At 43.6% G+C, this 18,991-nt stretch carries 18 protein-coding genes; all 18 read left to right on the top strand.

Annotation, left to right across the window (positions count from 1 at the left end):
* Positions 1–132 precede the first annotated feature (132 nt).
* Positions 133–2,208, top strand: coding sequence for an ATP-dependent DNA helicase RecG (gene recG / locus BCU84_RS03955; protein WP_102526803.1), 2,076 nt, complete (start codon positions 133–135; stop codon positions 2,206–2,208).
* A 152-nt stretch (positions 2,209–2,360) separates the two neighbouring features.
* Positions 2,361–3,227 carry a DUF3014 domain-containing protein gene (locus BCU84_RS03950; protein WP_102526802.1) on the top strand — a complete coding sequence of 289 codons (867 nt, stop codon included), beginning with the start codon at positions 2,361–2,363 and terminating at the stop codon, positions 3,225–3,227.
* A 279-nt stretch (positions 3,228–3,506) separates the two neighbouring features.
* Positions 3,507–4,274: a beta-ketoacyl synthase chain length factor gene (locus tag BCU84_RS03945; RefSeq protein WP_102526801.1), complete on the top strand. Its 768-nt coding sequence runs from the start codon at positions 3,507–3,509 to the stop codon at positions 4,272–4,274.
* A 3-nt stretch (positions 4,275–4,277) separates the two neighbouring features.
* A complete protein-coding gene (locus BCU84_RS03940; protein WP_102526800.1) occupies positions 4,278–5,129 on the top strand; it encodes a lysophospholipid acyltransferase family protein in 852 nt (283 codons plus the stop codon).
* A gap of 28 nt (positions 5,130–5,157) precedes the next feature.
* On the top strand, positions 5,158–5,412 hold the full coding sequence (locus BCU84_RS03935) for a phosphopantetheine-binding protein (RefSeq protein WP_102526799.1): 255 nt from the start codon (positions 5,158–5,160) through the stop codon (positions 5,410–5,412).
* An 8-nt stretch (positions 5,413–5,420) separates the two neighbouring features.
* Complete coding sequence (locus BCU84_RS03930; protein WP_102526798.1) at positions 5,421–5,669, top strand: acyl carrier protein; 249 nt, start codon at positions 5,421–5,423, stop codon at positions 5,667–5,669.
* Entirely contained in the window at positions 5,669–6,220 is a 552-nt protein-coding gene (locus tag BCU84_RS03925) for a hypothetical protein (protein WP_102526797.1), read from the top strand. The genes BCU84_RS03930 and BCU84_RS03925 overlap by 1 nt, the downstream gene beginning before the upstream one ends.
* A complete protein-coding gene (locus BCU84_RS03920) occupies positions 6,213–7,580 on the top strand; it encodes an AMP-binding protein (protein ID WP_102526796.1) in 1,368 nt (455 codons plus the stop codon). Before BCU84_RS03925 ends, BCU84_RS03920 begins: the two co-directional genes overlap by 8 nt.
* Entirely contained in the window at positions 7,573–7,962 is a 390-nt protein-coding gene (locus tag BCU84_RS03915) for a thioester dehydrase (protein WP_102526868.1), read from the top strand. The genes BCU84_RS03920 and BCU84_RS03915 overlap by 8 nt, the downstream gene beginning before the upstream one ends.
* Complete coding sequence (locus BCU84_RS03910; RefSeq protein WP_102526795.1) at positions 7,959–9,797, top strand: glycosyltransferase family 2 protein; 1,839 nt, start codon at positions 7,959–7,961, stop codon at positions 9,795–9,797. Before BCU84_RS03915 ends, BCU84_RS03910 begins: the two co-directional genes overlap by 4 nt.
* Before the next feature lie 4 nt (positions 9,798–9,801).
* Positions 9,802–11,367, top strand: a complete 1,566-nt coding sequence (locus BCU84_RS03905) for an aromatic amino acid ammonia-lyase (RefSeq protein WP_102526794.1) — start codon at positions 9,802–9,804, stop codon at positions 11,365–11,367.
* Between the two features lies 1 nt (position 11,368).
* Complete coding sequence (locus tag BCU84_RS03900; protein WP_102526793.1) at positions 11,369–11,893, top strand: acyl-CoA thioesterase; 525 nt, start codon at positions 11,369–11,371, stop codon at positions 11,891–11,893.
* Complete coding sequence (locus BCU84_RS03895) at positions 11,893–12,714, top strand: outer membrane lipoprotein carrier protein LolA (protein WP_102526792.1); 822 nt, start codon at positions 11,893–11,895, stop codon at positions 12,712–12,714. Before BCU84_RS03900 ends, BCU84_RS03895 begins: the two co-directional genes overlap by 1 nt.
* The gene (locus BCU84_RS03890) at positions 12,714–15,260 is read left to right on the top strand and encodes a transporter permease (RefSeq protein ID WP_102526791.1); all 2,547 of its coding nucleotides are present in this window, start codon (positions 12,714–12,716) and stop codon (positions 15,258–15,260) included. Before BCU84_RS03895 ends, BCU84_RS03890 begins: the two co-directional genes overlap by 1 nt.
* 16 nt (positions 15,261–15,276) lie before the next feature.
* The gene (locus tag BCU84_RS03885; protein WP_102526790.1) at positions 15,277–16,551 is read left to right on the top strand and encodes an NAD(P)/FAD-dependent oxidoreductase; all 1,275 of its coding nucleotides are present in this window, start codon (positions 15,277–15,279) and stop codon (positions 16,549–16,551) included.
* 2 nt (positions 16,552–16,553) lie between these two features.
* Entirely contained in the window at positions 16,554–17,135 is a 582-nt protein-coding gene (locus BCU84_RS03880; protein WP_102526789.1) for a DUF3261 domain-containing protein, read from the top strand.
* 91 nt (positions 17,136–17,226) lie between these two features.
* The gene (locus BCU84_RS03875) at positions 17,227–18,501 is read left to right on the top strand and encodes a beta-ketoacyl-[acyl-carrier-protein] synthase family protein (protein ID WP_102526867.1); all 1,275 of its coding nucleotides are present in this window, start codon (positions 17,227–17,229) and stop codon (positions 18,499–18,501) included.
* Positions 18,494–18,979, top strand: coding sequence for a hotdog family protein (locus BCU84_RS03870; protein WP_102526788.1), 486 nt, complete (start codon positions 18,494–18,496; stop codon positions 18,977–18,979). Before BCU84_RS03875 ends, BCU84_RS03870 begins: the two co-directional genes overlap by 8 nt.
* The last annotated feature ends 12 nt before the right edge of the window (positions 18,980–18,991 follow it).

The raw sequence follows: 18,991 nt of genomic DNA, 5'->3' as shown, positions 1-18,991 counted from the left end.
TTGTCCCTAGCAGTGATTAACGCTGCAAAGTGAGTTGTATAACTCTTTGGATAACTCTCTTTGCCTGCTAAGCGCAAAATGAGATAAACCGTAAATAAAGTCGTTACCAGACACTATAAAGGCATTGTGGATTTGCAACCATTGGATCAGGTTCCTATAACCGACTTAAAAGGCGTCGCGAAAAAAGTCGCCGAAAAGCTCGAAAAACTGGGTATTAAAACAGTGCAAGATGTACTGTTTCATTTGCCTATGCGCTATGAAGACCGCACCCAAATCTATCCCATTGCCAGTCTATACCCAGCCATGTACGGCACTGTTGAAGCTGAAATCGTTTCGACCCAAATCGTGCCCGGTCGCAGGCGTATGCTGACCTGCACCATAGCTGATGACAGCGGCATGCTAACTCTGCGCTTTTTCAACTTCTCAGTTGCCCAACGTAATGGCATGCAAAACGGCGCCATCATTCGTGCTTATGGCGAAATAAAACGTGGCAAACGTCACTTCGAGATCATTCATCCCGAATATAAAATCATCAAAGAAGGTGAAAACCCAGCTTTGAGTGATTCGCTTACGCCTATTTATCCATCCACTGAAGGCCTGAAGCAAGCCAGCTGGATTAAACTGACCGAACAAGCCTTAAATCAATTAACACAAGGTGGATTAACCGAGTTATTGCCTAGCGAGTTGCAGCCCAACAATATGAGCATTGGCCGCGCGCTTCACCTCATTCATCGCCCCCCAAACGACATTGAACAGTCTGATTTAGAGCTGGGTATGCACCCCGCTCAGCAGCGCTTAGTGCAAGAAGAATTACTGGCACATAACTTAAGTATGCTGAAACTACGTCAGCGTAATAACCTTGATAAGGCGGTGACCTTGCCCGCTACAGGTCAGTTGCTAAATCCATTTTTGAAAGCATTGCCATTTAAGCCGACAGGCGCACAACAACGAGTCGGCGCTGATATTAGCCGTGATATCGAACAACCCACCCCAATGATGCGTTTAGTGCAAGGGGATGTTGGCTCCGGAAAAACCTTAGTCGCGGCGCTCGCGGCGCTACAAGCAATAGAAAATGGCTACCAAGTCGCTATGATGGCGCCCACAGAATTGCTGGCAGAACAACACGCGGTTAACTTTGCTGCATGGTTTGAGCCACTGGGGCTAAAAATTGGCTGGCTTGCAGGAAAATTAAAAGGCAAAGCAAGAGCGCAATCGTTAGCGGACATCGCAGATGGCAGCGCGCAAATGGTGATTGGCACTCACGCCATTTTCCAAGAGCAAGTTAGCTTTAATAAACTCGCAGTAATTATCATTGATGAGCAACACCGTTTTGGGGTGCATCAACGTTTAGGCTTGCGCGAAAAAGGCGTTAGCCAAGGTTTTCATCCTCATCAGTTAATTATGACGGCGACACCTATTCCCCGTACTCTCGCTATGACGGCTTACGCCGATTTAGAAACCTCGGTGATTGATGAGTTGCCACCTGGTCGAACGCCAGTATCTACTGTCGCCATCAGTGATAATCGCCGTGATCAAGTGATTGAGCGAGTGAAACAAGCTGCGCTAAATGACAATCGACAAATTTATTGGGTCTGTACCTTAATTGAAGAGTCTGAAGTGCTCGAGTGCCAAGCCGCTGAAGATACAGCCGAAGAACTCAGTCGTTTACTACCAGAGCTTAAAATAGGCCTAGTTCATGGGCGAATGAAAAGCGCTGAGAAGCAACAAATAATGGCCCAATTTAAAGCAGGTGAGCTACATTTATTAGTAGCAACCACAGTGATTGAAGTCGGTGTGGATGTGCCCAATGCCAGCTTAATGATTATCGAAAACCCTGAACGTTTAGGCTTAGCACAATTGCATCAGTTGCGTGGCCGCGTGGGGCGTGGCTCGATTGCCAGTCACTGTGTATTACTCTATAAAGCGCCTTTATCGCAAACGGCGACCAAACGTTTAGGGGTGTTACGCGAAAGCAGTGATGGCTTTGTGATTGCACAAAAAGATTTAGAAATTCGTGGCCCAGGTGAAGTCCTCGGTACACGTCAAACAGGGCTCGCAGAGATGAAAATTGCCGACTTGGTCAGAGACCAGTATTTAATTGAAAATACGCAAAAGTTAGCCGCATATGTCATGCAACAAGTCCCTGATAATGTTGATGGCATCATTCACCGTTGGTTAGGTGATCGCCAACAATACGTACAAGCATAAATTATTGTTAACCTAAGCTGTTATCACTAGACAAGTCTTAGGAATATTGCAGAATGAGATTTGAGCTTAAGGCTAAATAGTCTGATTTTAAGTTAGATAGACTTTATCCCATGTTCAGTTCCACTTTCGACGTTTAAAGCTAAGGAATAGAAATGCAAGTCAATCAAGAAGACAGAGCGACACCACAATCAGATAAATCGAGTGGTAGCAATGCAGGCGTCATTGGGATCACGGTAGCCGTATTATTAGCGGGGGCGGGGTATTTCTATTTCACTTCAGAAAAGGAACCTGAAATCATTGAGCCTATCCCGGTTCAATTACCAGAACCTGTGCCAGAGCAGCCAATCGAGCAAGAGCCAATTGAAGAAGTGATTGTTGAACCTGAAATCATTGAGCCTGAAGTTATTCCTGCAGAACCTGAAGTGGTCGTTGAGCCTTTACCTGCACTGACTGAAAGCGATGATTTTGTGGAACAAAAAACCATTGCTATGGCTGATGGCATGAAAATCGAATCGATGATCCTTAAAAAGGATATCGCACGCCAATTTGTGGTCTTTGTCGATAACATGGCACAAGGCGAAGTCATTCACAAAGCTAGCCCATTAAAGGGCCCTAAAGACAACTTTAGCGTCAGTGAAATCACTAACAAAACTTACTTAAATCCAGACAGCTACCACCGTTACGATTTATATGCAGACATGATTGCAGGTATGAATGACGAGCAGCTTGTTAGTACCTTTGAAGAGTTATCGCCTTTGTTCAATGAAGCTTTTGAAGAACTAGGCTACAGCGACATGAGCTTTGATGAACGCATGCTTGAAGCTTTCCAGATGATTTTAGCAGCGCCGATTATTGAAGACCCTATTGAGCTGTCATCTATCAGCGTGAATTATCAATTTGTTGACACTAAGCTTGAAGCCTTACCTAATGTGCAAAAGCTGATGGTCAGAATGGGCCCTGAAAACACCCGTAAAATCAAAACTGCCGTCAGAAAACTGCAGCAACAACTGAGCAAATAACGAATAGCATAACGCTATATCGTGAATGCTGATTCCATATTTAATTGGAATTTTTGCATAGCTATGTGAGCTTGATAAAAATAGTGACATTCGTGTCGCTATTTTTATTTCTGCTCATTGCAAAAAGCTTCATTAAGTCGCAATTATTACGGTACAATTATTACGGTACCGTTATTACAGTTCAGCCTGATAGTTGTTTTAGAGCAACGCATTAATAAATCAAAAGCACGGAAAATGTCACCCAGTTAGGGATAACGGGGTCATATCAGAGGCAAAATAGTGCAATTAGTATTTGATATCCTGTCGTGGGGCGCTTGGTCTGTGGACTTTCAAGATAAAGAAAGCTGGACTCATTGGGATAAAAGCACCGCACCGTCATTAGACAAAAAAGATTCTCCTGCATTAGCCCATGTTCCTGCGATGCAGCGTCGCCGTTTTAGTCGTTTAACTAAAATGATGCTCTCTGCTGCCCATGATTGTCAGCCAGCCCAAGATTGCCGTAGTGTATTTTCCTCACGTCATGGTGAACTCACGCGCACCCTTGGCTTACTAGAAGATATTGTTGCTAAAGAAGCCTTATCTCCCCTCGCCTTTAGTCAGTCAGTACATAATACCGCCAGTGGGATATATGGCATCGTAACGGGCAATACTGCGCCTTCAACGTCAATTGCTGCAGGTGAAGAAACGTTATCTCAAGCCGTGATCGAAACTTATGCTCAGTTAACTGAAAACCCAGCTCCTGTATTATTAGTGTTTGGCGATGATCCGGTGCCTGCGGTTTATAATCAGTATACCCAAGAGAATGAGCTACCATTAGCCATGGGTTTGTATTTAGCACCAGCAAATAATGGCCAACAACCCGCTATTGCCCAGCTGACATTAAGCCCTTCAAATGAACAAGCTATGGCAGATAACGTAAGCGGCCAGAAAACATTAAGCTTTGCAGAGTTCATCAATGGCATCGCTTGCCAGAAATCACTATCTGGCCATATAAGTCAGTGGCACTGGCAGTTAACAGCCACTTCTGACTCTGTTGGGCGGTTGTAGACAATGAGCCTAACCCATCAAGGTCACTTTAAGCATCCAAAGCCATTCCCATATTTAACAGGAATGGCCTATATCCCTCGCTGGATTGGTGGCGTGATGTGTTATGTGGTCTTTGGCATAGGAGGGTTATTAAGTTCATTAACCATTTTGCCTGTGCTGCGTTTTTGGCCTGGCTCAAAACAGCAGCGGATCGCTAGAGTTCAAAAAGCGGTGCACTATATGTTTAAAGGTTTTGTGTGGATGCTAACCTTCACAGGGTTAATTAAAGTCAGCGCCCCAAATACCCAAGCATTAGCAGATGCCAAAGGCATGATTGTTATTGCTAATCACCCAACCTTAATCGATGTCGTGGTGCTAATAAGCCTTATCCCCAATGCGGGGTGCATTGTGAAACAATCGCTTTGGCGCAACCCATTTATGCGTGGTGTCTTATCATCAGCTGGTTATATTCCAAATCGCGGCGCAGAATTACTACTGAAAGATTGCCAACAAGTGCTGAACGATAGCACCAACCTCATCATTTTTCCTGAAGGAACTCGCACAGTGGTTGGCACCCAAATCAACCCATTTGCTCGCGGCGCAGCAAACATTGCAATACGCACCCGCACAGATATCCTTCCTGTTTTGCTACATGTCGACGTAGCAGGACTCACTAAGCAACAACCTTGGTACGAACCGCCAAGACAAACAGTAAATATGTCTGTAGAAATTGGCGCAGCTTTTGACCAGCTAAGGTATGATATAAACCAAACGAGTGATGCAAAAATGGCTCGCGTACTGACCAGAGAGTTAGAGCAGCTTTATTCGCAGCAGATAACCGCACTACCGCCCTTATCTGCAACGACTAAGAAATAATTACAATCAAACAAATTAGAATATTAATATGAATCTACATAACGAAATTAAACAACTGATCATCGACTGCCTCGACTTAGAAGATGTCAGTATTGATGATATTGACACCGACGCACCACTTTTTGGTGAGGGATTGGGGTTAGACTCAATTGATGCGCTTGAATTAGGCTTAGCGATTAAAAAGCAATTCGACATCAAAATCGAAGCAAACTCTGATGCCACTAAAGCACACTTTTTCAGTGTGGCGAGTTTAGCTAGCTTTATCGAATCTCAACGTTCTTAGGAGTTATCATGAAAAATCGTGATCAAATCCTAGAGATGCTGACGCAAATATTAGTCGATGAGTTTGAAATCGAAGCTGAAGATATCAGCCTAGATGCTTCACTTTATGAGTCTTTAGATTTAGATAGCATTGATGCTGTTGATTTAGTGATTAAGCTACAGCAAATGACTGGCAAGAAGATTCAACCAGAGCAATTTAAAACTGTGCGCACAGTTGAAGATGTGGTCAATGCCATTGAAGGCTTAATGAAAGATTAATGGTGCTACTACTGCAAATCGTCACAGCCATCGTCATTATCTGTTACCCGTTAGCGGTTTACTTTGGCTTGCAGTACCTTCCACCAGGCACCATTGCGCTATTACTTTGCGCCATATTAATCGCACGCTTAGCGCTAAATAAACAGCAGTTAAAAACCATGGTGTTGCCCATACTGGTTGGTATTGGCTTAACTGCTGCCAGTTTTATTGCCAAACGTAATGACTGGCTACTGTATTACCCTGTAGTCATTAACATGACTATGCTGGGACTGTTTACTAGCTCGTTAATAAAAGGCCCAAGCATGATCGAACGCTTGGCCAAGTTAAAAGAGCCTGATTTACCAGATTCAGCCATTCCATATTTAAATAATGTTACTCGCCTTTGGTGCGGATTATTTATCATTAATGGATTAGCTGCATTTTATACTGCAGAGTTTGCCACATTGGAATTGTGGACACTTTATAATGGATTAATTGCCTATATCTTCATGGGTTTACTGCTCGGTGGAGAATGGATATATCGCAACTTTTGGTTGAAAAAACATGAATAACTTGCTGATAAATTGGCTTAATACTGGCCCTAAAACGCAACAACTGATTAGTTTCAATCATCATGACATCGTAACAGGCTCACTGTTTACAGCTCATGTTGCCCATCTATTCGAGCAACTCAATGCAAGTCCAATTAAGCGTTGGTTATTGGCCGCTGAAACCAGTGATTTATTTGCAGCTGGCATTTGCGCAGCGCTATTAGCAGGTAAACAAGTCATATTGCCGTCAAATACCCAGGGCGGCACATTAAACGAATTAAATCATGCTTTCGATGGCATCATTGCAGATCAGCCACTGTCTGAAGTTAAACACTTTATTCTATTAAAAAAAGAAATGGGCTTAGCCAATAAACCTTGGCCACAATCATCTCAAATCGGTGATTTAGTCCTATTCACCTCAGGCAGTAGTGGTGAACCTAAAGCGATTCAAAAATCCATTGAACAACTGGATGCCGAAGTCAGCGTATTGGAAAGTACTTTTGCGTCAAGATTACCCCAATGTAGTGTGGTATCAACGGTTTCTCACCAACATATTTACGGTTTACTGTTTAAAATCTTGTGGCCATTAGCTGCCAGCCGTCCCTTTTTAAGTGACTTAATTGAATACCCAGAAACCCTGAGTTATTACATCGCATTAATGCCAAACCTGTGTTTAGTCAGCAGTCCTGCGCAATTGTCACGATTACCTGAAGCCCTTGAGTTTGAGCAACAACAGCTTGCACCAAGCCTTATCTTCAGCTCTGGCGGTCCGTTAAGCTATGAAGCGTCGCAGCATATTCATACCTGTTATGGCCAATTTCCAATTGAAGTCTTTGGTAGCACTGAAACTGGCGGCGTTGCTTATCGTCGTCAAATGTCGCCAAACAGAACCTGGCTACCATTCAGTCAAATTGATATTGCCAGCAATCCAGAAGATGGCGCCTTAATGATCAAATCGCCATATTTAGCCTCTGATTCTGAGTGGCTAAAATGTGATGACAAAATTGAGCTTGCAGCCGACGGGCGTTTTACCTTGCTTCACCGTCTCGATCGTATCGTGAAAGTAGAAGAAAAACGCTTATCCTTGGCGCAGATGGAAGGCTTGCTATGCACTCACCCGTTTGTCAAAGAAGCTGCGGTGGTTCAATTAACAGAGCCAAGGATGATGCTAGGTGCAGCCATCACCTTAACAGAACAAGGTCTAGCACAACTGGATGACTCCGGTAAATTGAGTGTTAACAACCACCTTAAAAAACATTTACTTAGCGAGTTCGAACGAGTGACTTTACCTCGTCGTTGGCGCTACCCAGAAGCCTTACCTGTCAATGCACAAGGTAAGCGTATACAAACGGATTTATTGACAGTATTTAATGATGATTAAATCAGCTTTACCCCAAATAATCAGTCAGCAAACCACTGATGATGGCATCAGTTGGCAAATTTTTGTTGCCGCAGAACTGGATTACTTTAAAGGCCATTTTGAAGAGCAAGCAGTTTTACCTGGCGTAACCCAACTCGACTGGGCTATTCAATTAGGTTGTCAGGCATTTGGTTATCAGCCCGATGTTGCCAGCCTTGAAGTGCTTAAATTCCAGCAGCTGATGCTGCCCGACAGCCAAGTGGAATTATTTATCAGCCATAACGCCGCAAAATCAAAACTCACTTTCAGCTACCGTGATGGTGAAAAACGCTATGCTTCTGGCCGTATTGCACTGACAGAAAATGCTGGTTCAAGCACTAGCAGCAAGGAGCGCCAATCATGAAGTTGGCACTGATCATTCCCAATTATAATCATCAACAAGCCATTGCAGACACCTTAGTGGCGTTAGCGCCATTTGGTTTACCTTGCTATCTGATTAACGACGGTAGTAATGACGAGACTCGTTATTTATTACAATCGTTAGCGGATAAATATGACTGGGTGACGCTGTTAACTCACCCATTTAATCGTGGCAAAGGCGCTGCTGTGACGACTGGACTGCGTGCAGCCTTCGCGGATGGATTCACCCATGCATTGCAAATCGACGCCGATGGTCAGCATTGCTTAGATGATATTCCTACTATGATTGCCGCCAGTGAAGCGGAGCCTCTTGCACTGATTTCTGGTAAACCTCAGTATGATGAATCTGTGCCTAAAGGCCGTTTATATGGTCGCTACATCACTCATTTTTGGGTATGGGTTGAAACCTTAAGTTTTGATATTCAAGATTCTATGTGTGGCTTTAGGGTTTACCCTTTAGCGGCAACTGAGCAACTCTTTCGCGAGCAAGCATTAGGTGAGCGAATGGATTTTGATATTGAAATCATGGTGAAACTGCACTGGCAAGGTGTACCAGTAACACACATTCCAACCAAAGTGATTTACCCAGAAGATGGCATCAGCCACTTTCAGGGAGTTAAAGACAACATCCGTATTTCAGCCATGCACACTGGGTTGTTCTTCGGCATGTTAAAGCGCTTACCGAAAATACTTTCAAAAAAAAACGCTAATAAACATTGGTCTGCCATGGGAGAACGTGGCAGCTACTGGGGTATAAAGCTCATCGCCGACAGTTACCGTTTAGGCGGACATTGGCTGTGTAGAGCGATCATGTACCCAGTGATTTGTTACTTCTTCTTGACGGGTGTGACAGCTAGAAATGCTTCAATGGACTTTTTGCGTCGAGTTAAACTCAAGCACCCACAACATGAACAGTTATCAGATCCCGTCACTTGGCGAGACAGCCTGAAACATTTTTTTGCCTTTGGTAATGCAGCATTAGACAGAATTGATGCTTGGTGCGATCGGATTAAACTCGCCCAAGTCGACTTTCCTGATAGGCATGTCTTAGCCGACCAAGTTGAATCAGGCCAAGGCGCGGTATTGTTAGTGTCTCACTTAGGTAATCTTGAACTTTGCCGAGCGATTTCTATCCACCAGCAGCAGGTTAAAGTGAATGTCATGGTGCTCACTAGCCATGCTGAAAACTTTAATAATGTCCTGAAGCAACTTAACCCGAATAGTGGATTAAACCTTATTCAGGTTAACGAACTTGGCCCAAGTACAGCCATGTTATTGCAAGATAAAATTGCAGCAGGCGAATTGGTCGTGATAGCCGCAGATCGCACCTCATCAGATACTGCCGGTCGAGTGTTTTATCACGACTTTATTGATCAACAAGCGGCATTTCCTCAAGGTCCATTTATCCTTGCTGGCCTGCTTGATTGTCCTGTTTACACCATGTTTTGTTTACAAGAACAAGGTCGATACCGAGTTCATGTAGAACACTTGTCAGATAGTTTAAAAGGCCCACGAGCCGGACGTACTGAGCGTTTAGATGACGCGGCTTGTGAATATAGCCGCCGTCTTGAACATTTTGCTACCAGCCAACCGCTGCAGTGGTTTAATTTTTATGATTTTTGGCGTCGCGACGAAGACTCACAAAGAGTAAAGGCAGAACAAGCACCAACAACTGCTGAATCTGATTCATCGCATAACAGTTCAACACCGAGCAGTTCAGCACCGAGCAGTTCAGCACCGAGCAGTTCAGCACAGAGCAGTTCAGTACAATCGGCTTCGTCACAGCACTCTTCACCTAACAATAAGCAGGAACAGTAATACCATGAGCCAATCGACTTCATTTTCAGCAACCCCAAATTTGGCAACGGTAAACTTCGGTCAACGACCTATTAGCCTTGAGCAAGTCGTCAGTGTCGCTAAAGGTGCGCCTGTAAAGTTAAATGAGACACCTGAATACCAAGAATACATTCAAAAAGGTGCTCGTTTTATCGATAGCTTATTAAACGAAGAAGGTGTGGTTTATGGCGTAACAACAGGTTATGGCGACTCATGTACTGTCACTGTTGGTTTGGATTTAGTCCATGAATTACCGCTACATTTGTCCCGTTTTCATGGCTGCGGATTAGGTGATATTTTCTCGCCCATGCAATCTAGAGCCATTATGGCTTGTCGATTAAACTCACTCGCTGTGGGCAAATCAGGAGTGACTTATGAGTTACTTCAGCGCATTGAATTATTACTTAACCTCGATATTACCCCTGTTATTCCAGAAGAAGGATCGGTAGGCGCAAGCGGTGACTTAACCCCGCTGTCATATTTAGCAGCGGTATTGATTGGCGAGCGAGATGTGGTTTATCAAGGCAAGCGCCGCGCTACAAAAGAGGTGTACGCCGAGCTAAATATTGTGCCATTAACGCTGCGCCCTAAAGAAGGGTTAGCATTAATGAATGGCACCGCAGTGATGACCGCTTTAGCCTGTTTAGCTTTCGATCGCGCTCAGTATTTAGCACGCTTATCCAGTCGCATAACTGCTATGGCATCGCTGACACTTAAAGGTAATTCAAATCACTTTGATGACATCTTATTTGATGCTAAACCGCACCCAGGGCAAAACCAAATTGCAGCTTGGATCCGTGAAGATTTAAACCATCACACCCACCCAAGAAACTCAGACCGATTACAAGATCGTTATTCGATTCGCTGTGCACCGCATATCATTGGTGTACTACAAGATGCATTGCCATTTATGCGTCAATTCATTGAAACCGAATTAAACAGCGCCAATGACAACCCAATTGTCGATGGAGAAGGTGAACATATTCTTCATGGTGGTCACTTCTATGGTGGTCATATCGCATTTGTGATGGATTCAATGAAAAACACCGTCGCCAATCTTGCCGATTTAATCGATCGTCAAATGGCATTGGTGATGGACACCAAATTTAATAACGGCTTACCCGCTAACTTATCTGCAGCCGTTGGGGCAAGACAAGCGATTAACCACGGCTTTAAAGCGGTGCAAATTGGCGTGTCAGCTTGGACTGCTGAAGCATTAAAGAACACTATGCCAGCCAGTGTGTTTTCTCGCTCCACAGAGTGCCACAACCAAGATAAAGTCAGCATGGGTACTATTGCTGCACGTGACTGTATGCGTGTATTACAACTTACTGAACAAGTGGCTGCTGCCGCATTATTAGCGATGACACAGGGGATACACTTACGTATCGCCCAAAATGAATTAGCACAAGATTCATTAACACCATCGTTAGCTAAAACTGTTGCACAGGTCAGCGAAGACTTTGAGTTACTCACTGAAGATCGCCCACTGGAAGCGGTTTTACGTCAAACGGTCGAGAAAATTCAATTAGGTCAGTGGGAGGTTTGCTGATATGAAAGCCATTTTCAGCACCGAACTCGCTATGGTGGTGCCCTTTCATGATGTGGACTCAATGGGCATCACTTGGCATGGTAACTATTTACGCTATTTTGAAGTCGCTCGCTGTAAATTGCTCGATGAACTCGGTTATAACTACCGTCAAATGATGCACTCAGGTTACGCTTGGCCCATTGTGGATACTCAGCTTAAATATGTAAAAAGCAGTACCTTCGATCAGCACTTAATTGTGCATGCTGCCATTGTTGAGTGGGAAAATCGCCTGAGGATCAACTATCAAATTCGCGATGCTGAAACCGGCCAGCGAATAACAAAAGGCTATACCATTCAAGCAGCGGTAGAAATCGAAACCGAAGAATTGTGCTTTGTCACCCCTGCTGTATTTAGGCAGAAAATTTTACCGTTGTTGGCTGAAGGTGATGTAAAAAATGAATTAGCTGCTGAACTTGCCAGTCATAGCCAAGAAGTAGCGCAAAATGCCACTGCAAATGAAACCCTTATTAATAAGAGTGTCAGTTAATGAGAGCCTTACTTACCGCAATCATTGCTATAACGCTGCTTACTGGTACTGCGATAGCTCAACCAACTGCAGCCATTACAAGTCAAGATGAGACTGAGACTGAGTCTGAGTCTGAGCTATCCAACCTGCAGTTAGCTACGCTATTTACGACGCCAGCGACCGCTGCACAACTCAACACCTTAGCGCAGAACCTTCAGTTAGGTGAACAAGCTAAAGGTGAGTTTCAGCAAACGCGTTCTCTTGCGGTACTAAAACGCCCACTTAAAAGCGCCGGTCAGTTTATTTTTAGTCAAAATATCGGCTTACTTTGGCAACAAACCTCTCCTTTTAATAGCACCTTATTACTGAAACAAAATACCCTGATTCAACAAGATAGCTTAGGCAATATCACTCAAAGCAAAGCCAATCAAACCAGCGCAGCAATGGCTGAGCAGTTGCCGCAATTGATGCAAGCATTGTTAACGGGTGATCTTGATGTATTAGCTCAAGACTTTGATTTATTTATGTTTGAAGCGGCTAATGAAACACCAGATAACAACTCGGAAAACACTGACTGGCAACTGGGCTTAGTGGCAAAAGATCCATTAATTCAACAAGCCATTGGCGCGATGGTGTTAGAAGGTGGCAATGTTGATGGTAAGCAGCAAATTAATCGCCTTACTATGCTATCTAGCCTTCCCCAAAAACAAGCCAGTGCCACGACGGATATAACCCTTATTCATTTTTCAAATGTCGTCCAAGAACTGACTGAAGAGGATGTGCAAAAAATGACACTCTTGCCAGTCGCAGCGACTGAAGATGCCGTTAGTGAAGCCAAGTAATGTCCAAACTGGCTAGTTGGTTTAACTCACCCAAACAAGCTGTTCCACGCTTTATCATCTGGTGCTTATTGATTGCGCTAGTGAGCGCTTATGGCGTTTTGCTATGGCAATCAGGCGCTAAAATTCAGAGTAACATTTTGGCTATGTTGCCAAAGCTTACTGAAACCCCATTAACCCAAAAAGCACTTGATAAGGTTGAGCAGCGCTTAGCAGATCAAGTCTATATTGGTCTATTAGCGGACAACAAGCAGCAAGCTATCAATGCTGCAACTCACTTAATCGAGCAGTTACAGCAGTCACCCGATGTATTTACCGATATCCGCAGTGGCGAAAGTCAGCAGATGCAGACATTAAGTCAATATTACTTTGATAAGCGCTTTTTTTTACTGACCGATGAGCAATACGGGTTGCTTGCTGATACTGAACACTCTGCAGACTGGCAGCAATTATTACTCGCAGCTCAGCAGCAACTATACAGTAGCTTTGGCTATGCCAGCAGTGCATTGCTGACTCAGGATCCTTTACTGCTTTTTCCTGACAATCTCATTGCGCTCGCTCCGACACAAAAGCTCACGAGTGAACAACATATTTTATTGGGTAAATCTGAGCAGAAATTTGTAGCTATCGTTATGGCCAAAGGCGTTAAGAGCGCCTTTAACCCTGATGGTCAGCAGCAACAAATGACCGTATTAAATGATGCTTTCAGCTCGCTAAAATCTGTTCATTCACAACACGTTCCCAACTCATACCGCGGTGATAATACCGATATTGAAGTCTTGAAAGCGGGAACCTTATTTCATGCGCAGGCGGCAACCGATTCCGCTAAGTTTGAAGTATCGACCATTGGCTCTTTGTCGTTACTCGGCGTGATGATATTAGTTTGGCTAGGGTTTAGAAGTGTGATGCCATTAGCGCTTGCCGTGCTGACCTTATCTAGTGGTTTCTTGTTTGCAGTGGTTGCCACCCTGTCTATATTTGGTGAATTACACTTGCTGACGTTGGTGTTTGGCACCAGTTTGATTGGCGTTGCCATTGACTATAGTTTTCACTTTTACTGTGAAAAGCTATTGTTAAATAAACCTAACGCCACAGCAGTCATCAATAGAATTTTACCTGCAATGACACTGGCTTTATTAACCAGCACCATCGCCTTTATTGCGATCGGAATGACACCGTTTCCCGGTATGCAGCAGGTGGCAATATTCTGCGCGGCAGGTCTATTGGGCGCATACTTAACGTTAGTCTTTGCCTATCCATTATTAGCTAACTCTCGACTCCCCACCTCATCGTTCTTGCTGGTTTGGGCTGAGCGATATTTACATTGGCTCACTAAAGTTACGACTCACAGCGCACATGCAAATTTGAAAATATCTGCGGTGGCATGTGTTATTGCTCTCTTCATGATTGGCGGGATATCCACACTCAAAAGTAACGATGATATTCGTAACTTACAACAAAGCCCTGAACGGATTACCACTGAAGAGAATAAACTCAGACAAGTGCTAAGTGGCGGAACGGATAATCAATTTATCTTGGTCACGGCAAATGATGAACAAGCCTTACTCAACGAACTCGACAAAGCGTCAACCTTGGTATCTGATGCGGTTGTTGCCAACGAAATCAGTAGTTTTGTTAGCTTAAATCGTTACTTACCGAGTGTGCAGAAACAAAAGCAAAACTATCTCGCTTATCAGCAGTTATACCTCCATCATTTAGATGAGATTATTGACGCTCTTGGTTTAGATGAATCGCTTAAAGCAGAGTTGCTGAACCAGCTTTCCTTGAGCGAAAACCAGTTTATTTCTCCAGATTCTGTGCTCAATATTGCCAGCAATGATTTGGCCAGTTTGTGGTTAAGCCCTAACGCAGAAATGAGTACAACGACTCCTATAACAGCGAATATAACAGCTAATATAAGAGCTAGTATAAAAACGGATTCTCAAGCCAGTTCGAACAGTGAATCACATCAGTTTGGCAGCATTATTTTATTAGGCGGGATTAATGATTTATCCGCGCTCACCATTCGCGCAGAGCAAAGTGGTTTATCGGTTAACGTTATCGATAAAGTCGGCGAAATATCTAATCTGATGGCACAATTTAAGCAACTGACCTTACAATTGCTGGTCTTAGTCTGCGTCGTCGCAATATTCATTTTTAGTGTTAAATTTGGCATAAAGCTGGCCATCGGTATTGTATCTGTACCCGCGAGCTCGATACTGCTTACATTAGCCAGCCTTGGCGTCGTCGGCTCACCACTGAGCTTATTTCACGCATTAGCATTGATCCTCGTGTTAGGGATCGGCATTGATTACAGTTTGTTTTTTGCCTCGGTAAAATCAAGTTCTCCAGCTAAGGCAAGTGGCGTGATGATGGCAGTCTTGATGTCCGCCTGTTCAACCTTATTGGCTTTTGGCTTATTGGCCTTTAGCCAAACCAATGCGATACATTATTTTGGCCTCACTTTATTGTTTGGCATTGGATTCACTTTTTTACTCGCCCCCTTGATAAGTATAATAACCAGAGAAGTAGTACATAATGGTAAATAACCCTGTAGGTTCCAGTATGGATGCACCACAAGAGACACCGCGAGACATAAATATCGATGTCGTCATCATCGGCGCAGGGCCTTCTGGAGCCATTGCTGCAAGTTTACTTCATCAACAAGGCAAACAAGTGCTTGTACTTGAAAAGCAGCATTTCCCACGCTTTTCAATTGGCGAAAGTTTATTGCCTTATTGCATGCAGTTTATTGAACAAGCAGGCATGCTTGAGGCGGTTGAACAGGCAGGATTCCAATTCAAAAACGGCGCGGCATTTCGTCATAATGGCACTTACACCACTTTTGATTTTACCGAAAAATTTACTCAAGGCCCGGGAACGACATTCCAAGTTCAACGAGGACAGTTTGATAAACTGCTCGCTGATACCGCAGTTTCACAAGGCGTTGAAATTCGTTATGGGCACCAGGTTAATGATATCGATTTAGGTCAAAATGCTTCATCTACGTCAATTTTAACAGTGACAGATGAGCACGATAGCGTTTATCGCGTCACCGCCAAATATGTTCTGGATGCCAGTGGCTTTGGTCGAGTATTACCAAGGTTATTACACTTAGAAAAACCGTCTAATTTACCTGCTCGCAGTGCCATTTTCACCCATATCGAAGATAACATCACTGATGCTAGTTTTGATCGCGAGAAGATTCTCATCAGTGTTCACCCTAGTCAAAAAGATATCTGGTATTGGCTTATCCCATTTAGTGATGGACGTTGTTCAGTCGGTGTTGTTGCTGAGCCTCATTTAATTGAGCATTGCCAAGGCGATCTTGAAGAACAATTATGGCAACTACTCAACGAAGAACCCGGCTTAAAAGCTCTACTGAGCAATGCCAAAGTATTGCAGCCTTGCGCCAGTTTAAGGGGTTATTCGGCCAATGTATCAACCTTAGCGACATCGCAGTTTGCACTATTAGGTAATGCTGGAGAATTTTTAGACCCAGTATTTTCATCAGGTGTGACGATTGCCATGCAGTCAGCATCAATGGCTGTTGAGACCTTAATAAAACAGCTAGATGGCAAAGAAGTCGATTGGCAGCAAGATTACGCTGAGCCATTAATGCAAGGCGTGAATACCTTCCGCACCTATGTTCAAGCTTGGTACGATGGTCGTTTTCAGGATGTCATTTTTTATGACGACCCAAACCCAACCATAAAACAAATGATTTGCTCTATCTTGGCAGGCTATGCTTGGGATACAAACAATCCGTTTGTAAAAGACTCTGAGCGTCGACTCAATATGATTGTCGACCTGTGTCGCGACCACAATAAAGCGAGTTAATTATGTCTCGAATCATTGCTTTTTCGGTTGTCATTATGGCCATATTTGTTTCTGGTTGTAGTCAACAATTGCAGCGTCAAACTTGCGTTAAACTGACACCAGAAGTGAATTATTGCCTTGCACCTATGCTGCAATCGCCAACCAATAATGAACAACTGCTCAGCCAAAAAATCAGTTTTACTCATGGCGAAAAACACCACGAATTACTGACTCAATTGGAACTTAACTCAACCCAAATGACTTTGGTGGGTCTTGCGCCAATAGGCCAGGCTTTATTCACAGTGACCTTTGATGGTGATGAGGTCATCAGTCAGCAAAACGTGCTTATGGGTGAGGATTTTAAGGCAGAGTATTTGATGGCGATCATGCAGCTGATATATTGGCCTCATGAGCAAATTAATCCGTACTTTAACCAAGGTGAAATGCATGATATCGATTGCACTAAGCAGCGCTGTAGTGCACTTATAGTCAATGACCAGCAAGCCATCACTATTGATTACTCTAATACGAATCCTTGGCTTGCTGAGGTAATATTGCATTTCCCAGCCGCAAATATCACCTTATCGATATCGCCCTTATTATGATGAAAATGGTAAAAACGAAACAGGTTATAATCAATATGCTTGTAACCAAAGTTAATAGTAACCATCACCAACAAGATAAAAGCCAATGACGATGAGCCGTTCCATAGCAATTACACAAATTGGACTATGTACTCCATTAGGCCAAACTCCTGAATCTGTATTAGCACATTTACTTGCTGGTAATACTGATTTTATGGTGCCGCGTGATGAATTAATGTTTAATGCAACCACTCGCGTAGGTGCAATCAAAGATACTGACTTGTTGGCGATTCCCGAAAGGCTTGCGCAGTATAATTGTCGAAACAACCGATTATTGTTTACGGCTGCAATTCAGTTAAAACAGAACATTGAGCAAGCCAAAAGACGATTTGGTCACGATAGAATAGGCATTGTACTTGGTACCAGTACATCAGGTATTTCAAAAGGCGAAGCGGCGCTTGATTATCATCAGCAAAACGGTCATTTCCCATCGAGCTTTCATTACGCTCAACAAGAACTTGGTAGCACCAGTGACTTTTTACGCCAACTCTTTGAGCTAACAGGCCCTTGCTATACCGTTTCAACAGCATGCTCTTCTAGCACCAAAGTATTTGCCAGCGCCCAACGATTACTTAATGCTAATTTATGCGATGTCGTCATTGTCGGTGGCGTTGATAGCTTATGCCAATTAACATTAAATGGATTTAATTCCCTTGAGTCTGTTTCTAAAGGCCTATGTAACCCTTTCAGCCAAAATCGAGATGGGATTAATATTGGCGAAGGTGCAGCGTTATTCCTACTGCAAAAAGCGAATACCCTAGATAGTCAGCCTGAGGTGATGCTTGCTGGTATCGGGGAGTCCTCTGATGCACACCATATTTCAGCGCCGCACCCTCAAGGTTTAGGCGCGATTGCAGCAATGAAAGCTGCACTAAATGATGCCGATATCAATGCAAGCCAAGTGTCATACGTCAATTTACATGGCACAGCGACCCCTAAGAATGATGCGATGGAATCAGTCGCCATGCATCAAGTGTTTGCTGGCGAAATAACAAATACTATTTCTAACACGAGTACTCAAAATACAATCCCTCTATGCAGCTCGACCAAGCCTTTAACGGGTCATTGTTTGGGTGCTGCTGGCGCCATTGAAGCAGCATTTTGCTATTTGTTATTAAGCTCATTCAACCAAGATCAATTACTGCCTCCCCACGTATGGGATAAGCAACAAGATCCAAACGATCCAATATTACCTCTTGTTGAGTCAGCACCTTTAAATGGTACGGTTCAGTCAAAGCCACTGAATTATATTATGAGTAACTCATTTGCTTTTGGTGGCAGTAATGCCAGTATCATTTTCGCGAAAGCAGGAAACCAAGATGTCTGAAAATATTGCAGATAACACTTTACTAGCAAAAAACATTGCTGAGTTTGTGCCCCACAGAGCACCAATGATCTTGATAGATAGAGTAATTCAACACCAGCAAGACAGCCTTATTACCGAAGTGGAAATTACCCCACAAAGTGCTTACGTTAATCACGCTATTAATGGCGTTCCCAATTATGTCGGCATTGAATATATGGCGCAAAGTATTGCTGCATTAGCCGGTGTTGAAGCCCACTTAAGAGATGATAAAATTCGAGTCGGTTTTTTATTAGGCACACGTAAATTAGTCATGCATCAGCCACAATTTACACTAGGCGAAAAGTATCGAATTAGCGTGACAAGGTTATATCAAGAAGACTCTGGTTTAGCGGTATTTGATTGCCAAATATTAGCGGGTGCCACGGTTATCGCCTCAGCCAATGTTAACGTATTTCAACCCCAAGATACCCAAGCGTACATACAAGACAATCAAGTGTAGCCAAGCATAGCC

Source organism: Shewanella sp. 10N.286.51.B7 (assembly GCF_002873615.1).
Classification (GTDB): Bacteria; Pseudomonadota; Gammaproteobacteria; order Enterobacterales; family Shewanellaceae; genus Shewanella; species Shewanella electrodiphila.
Note: the sequence above shows the minus strand (reverse complement) of the source record. Positions and strands in the feature narration are given on the sequence as shown.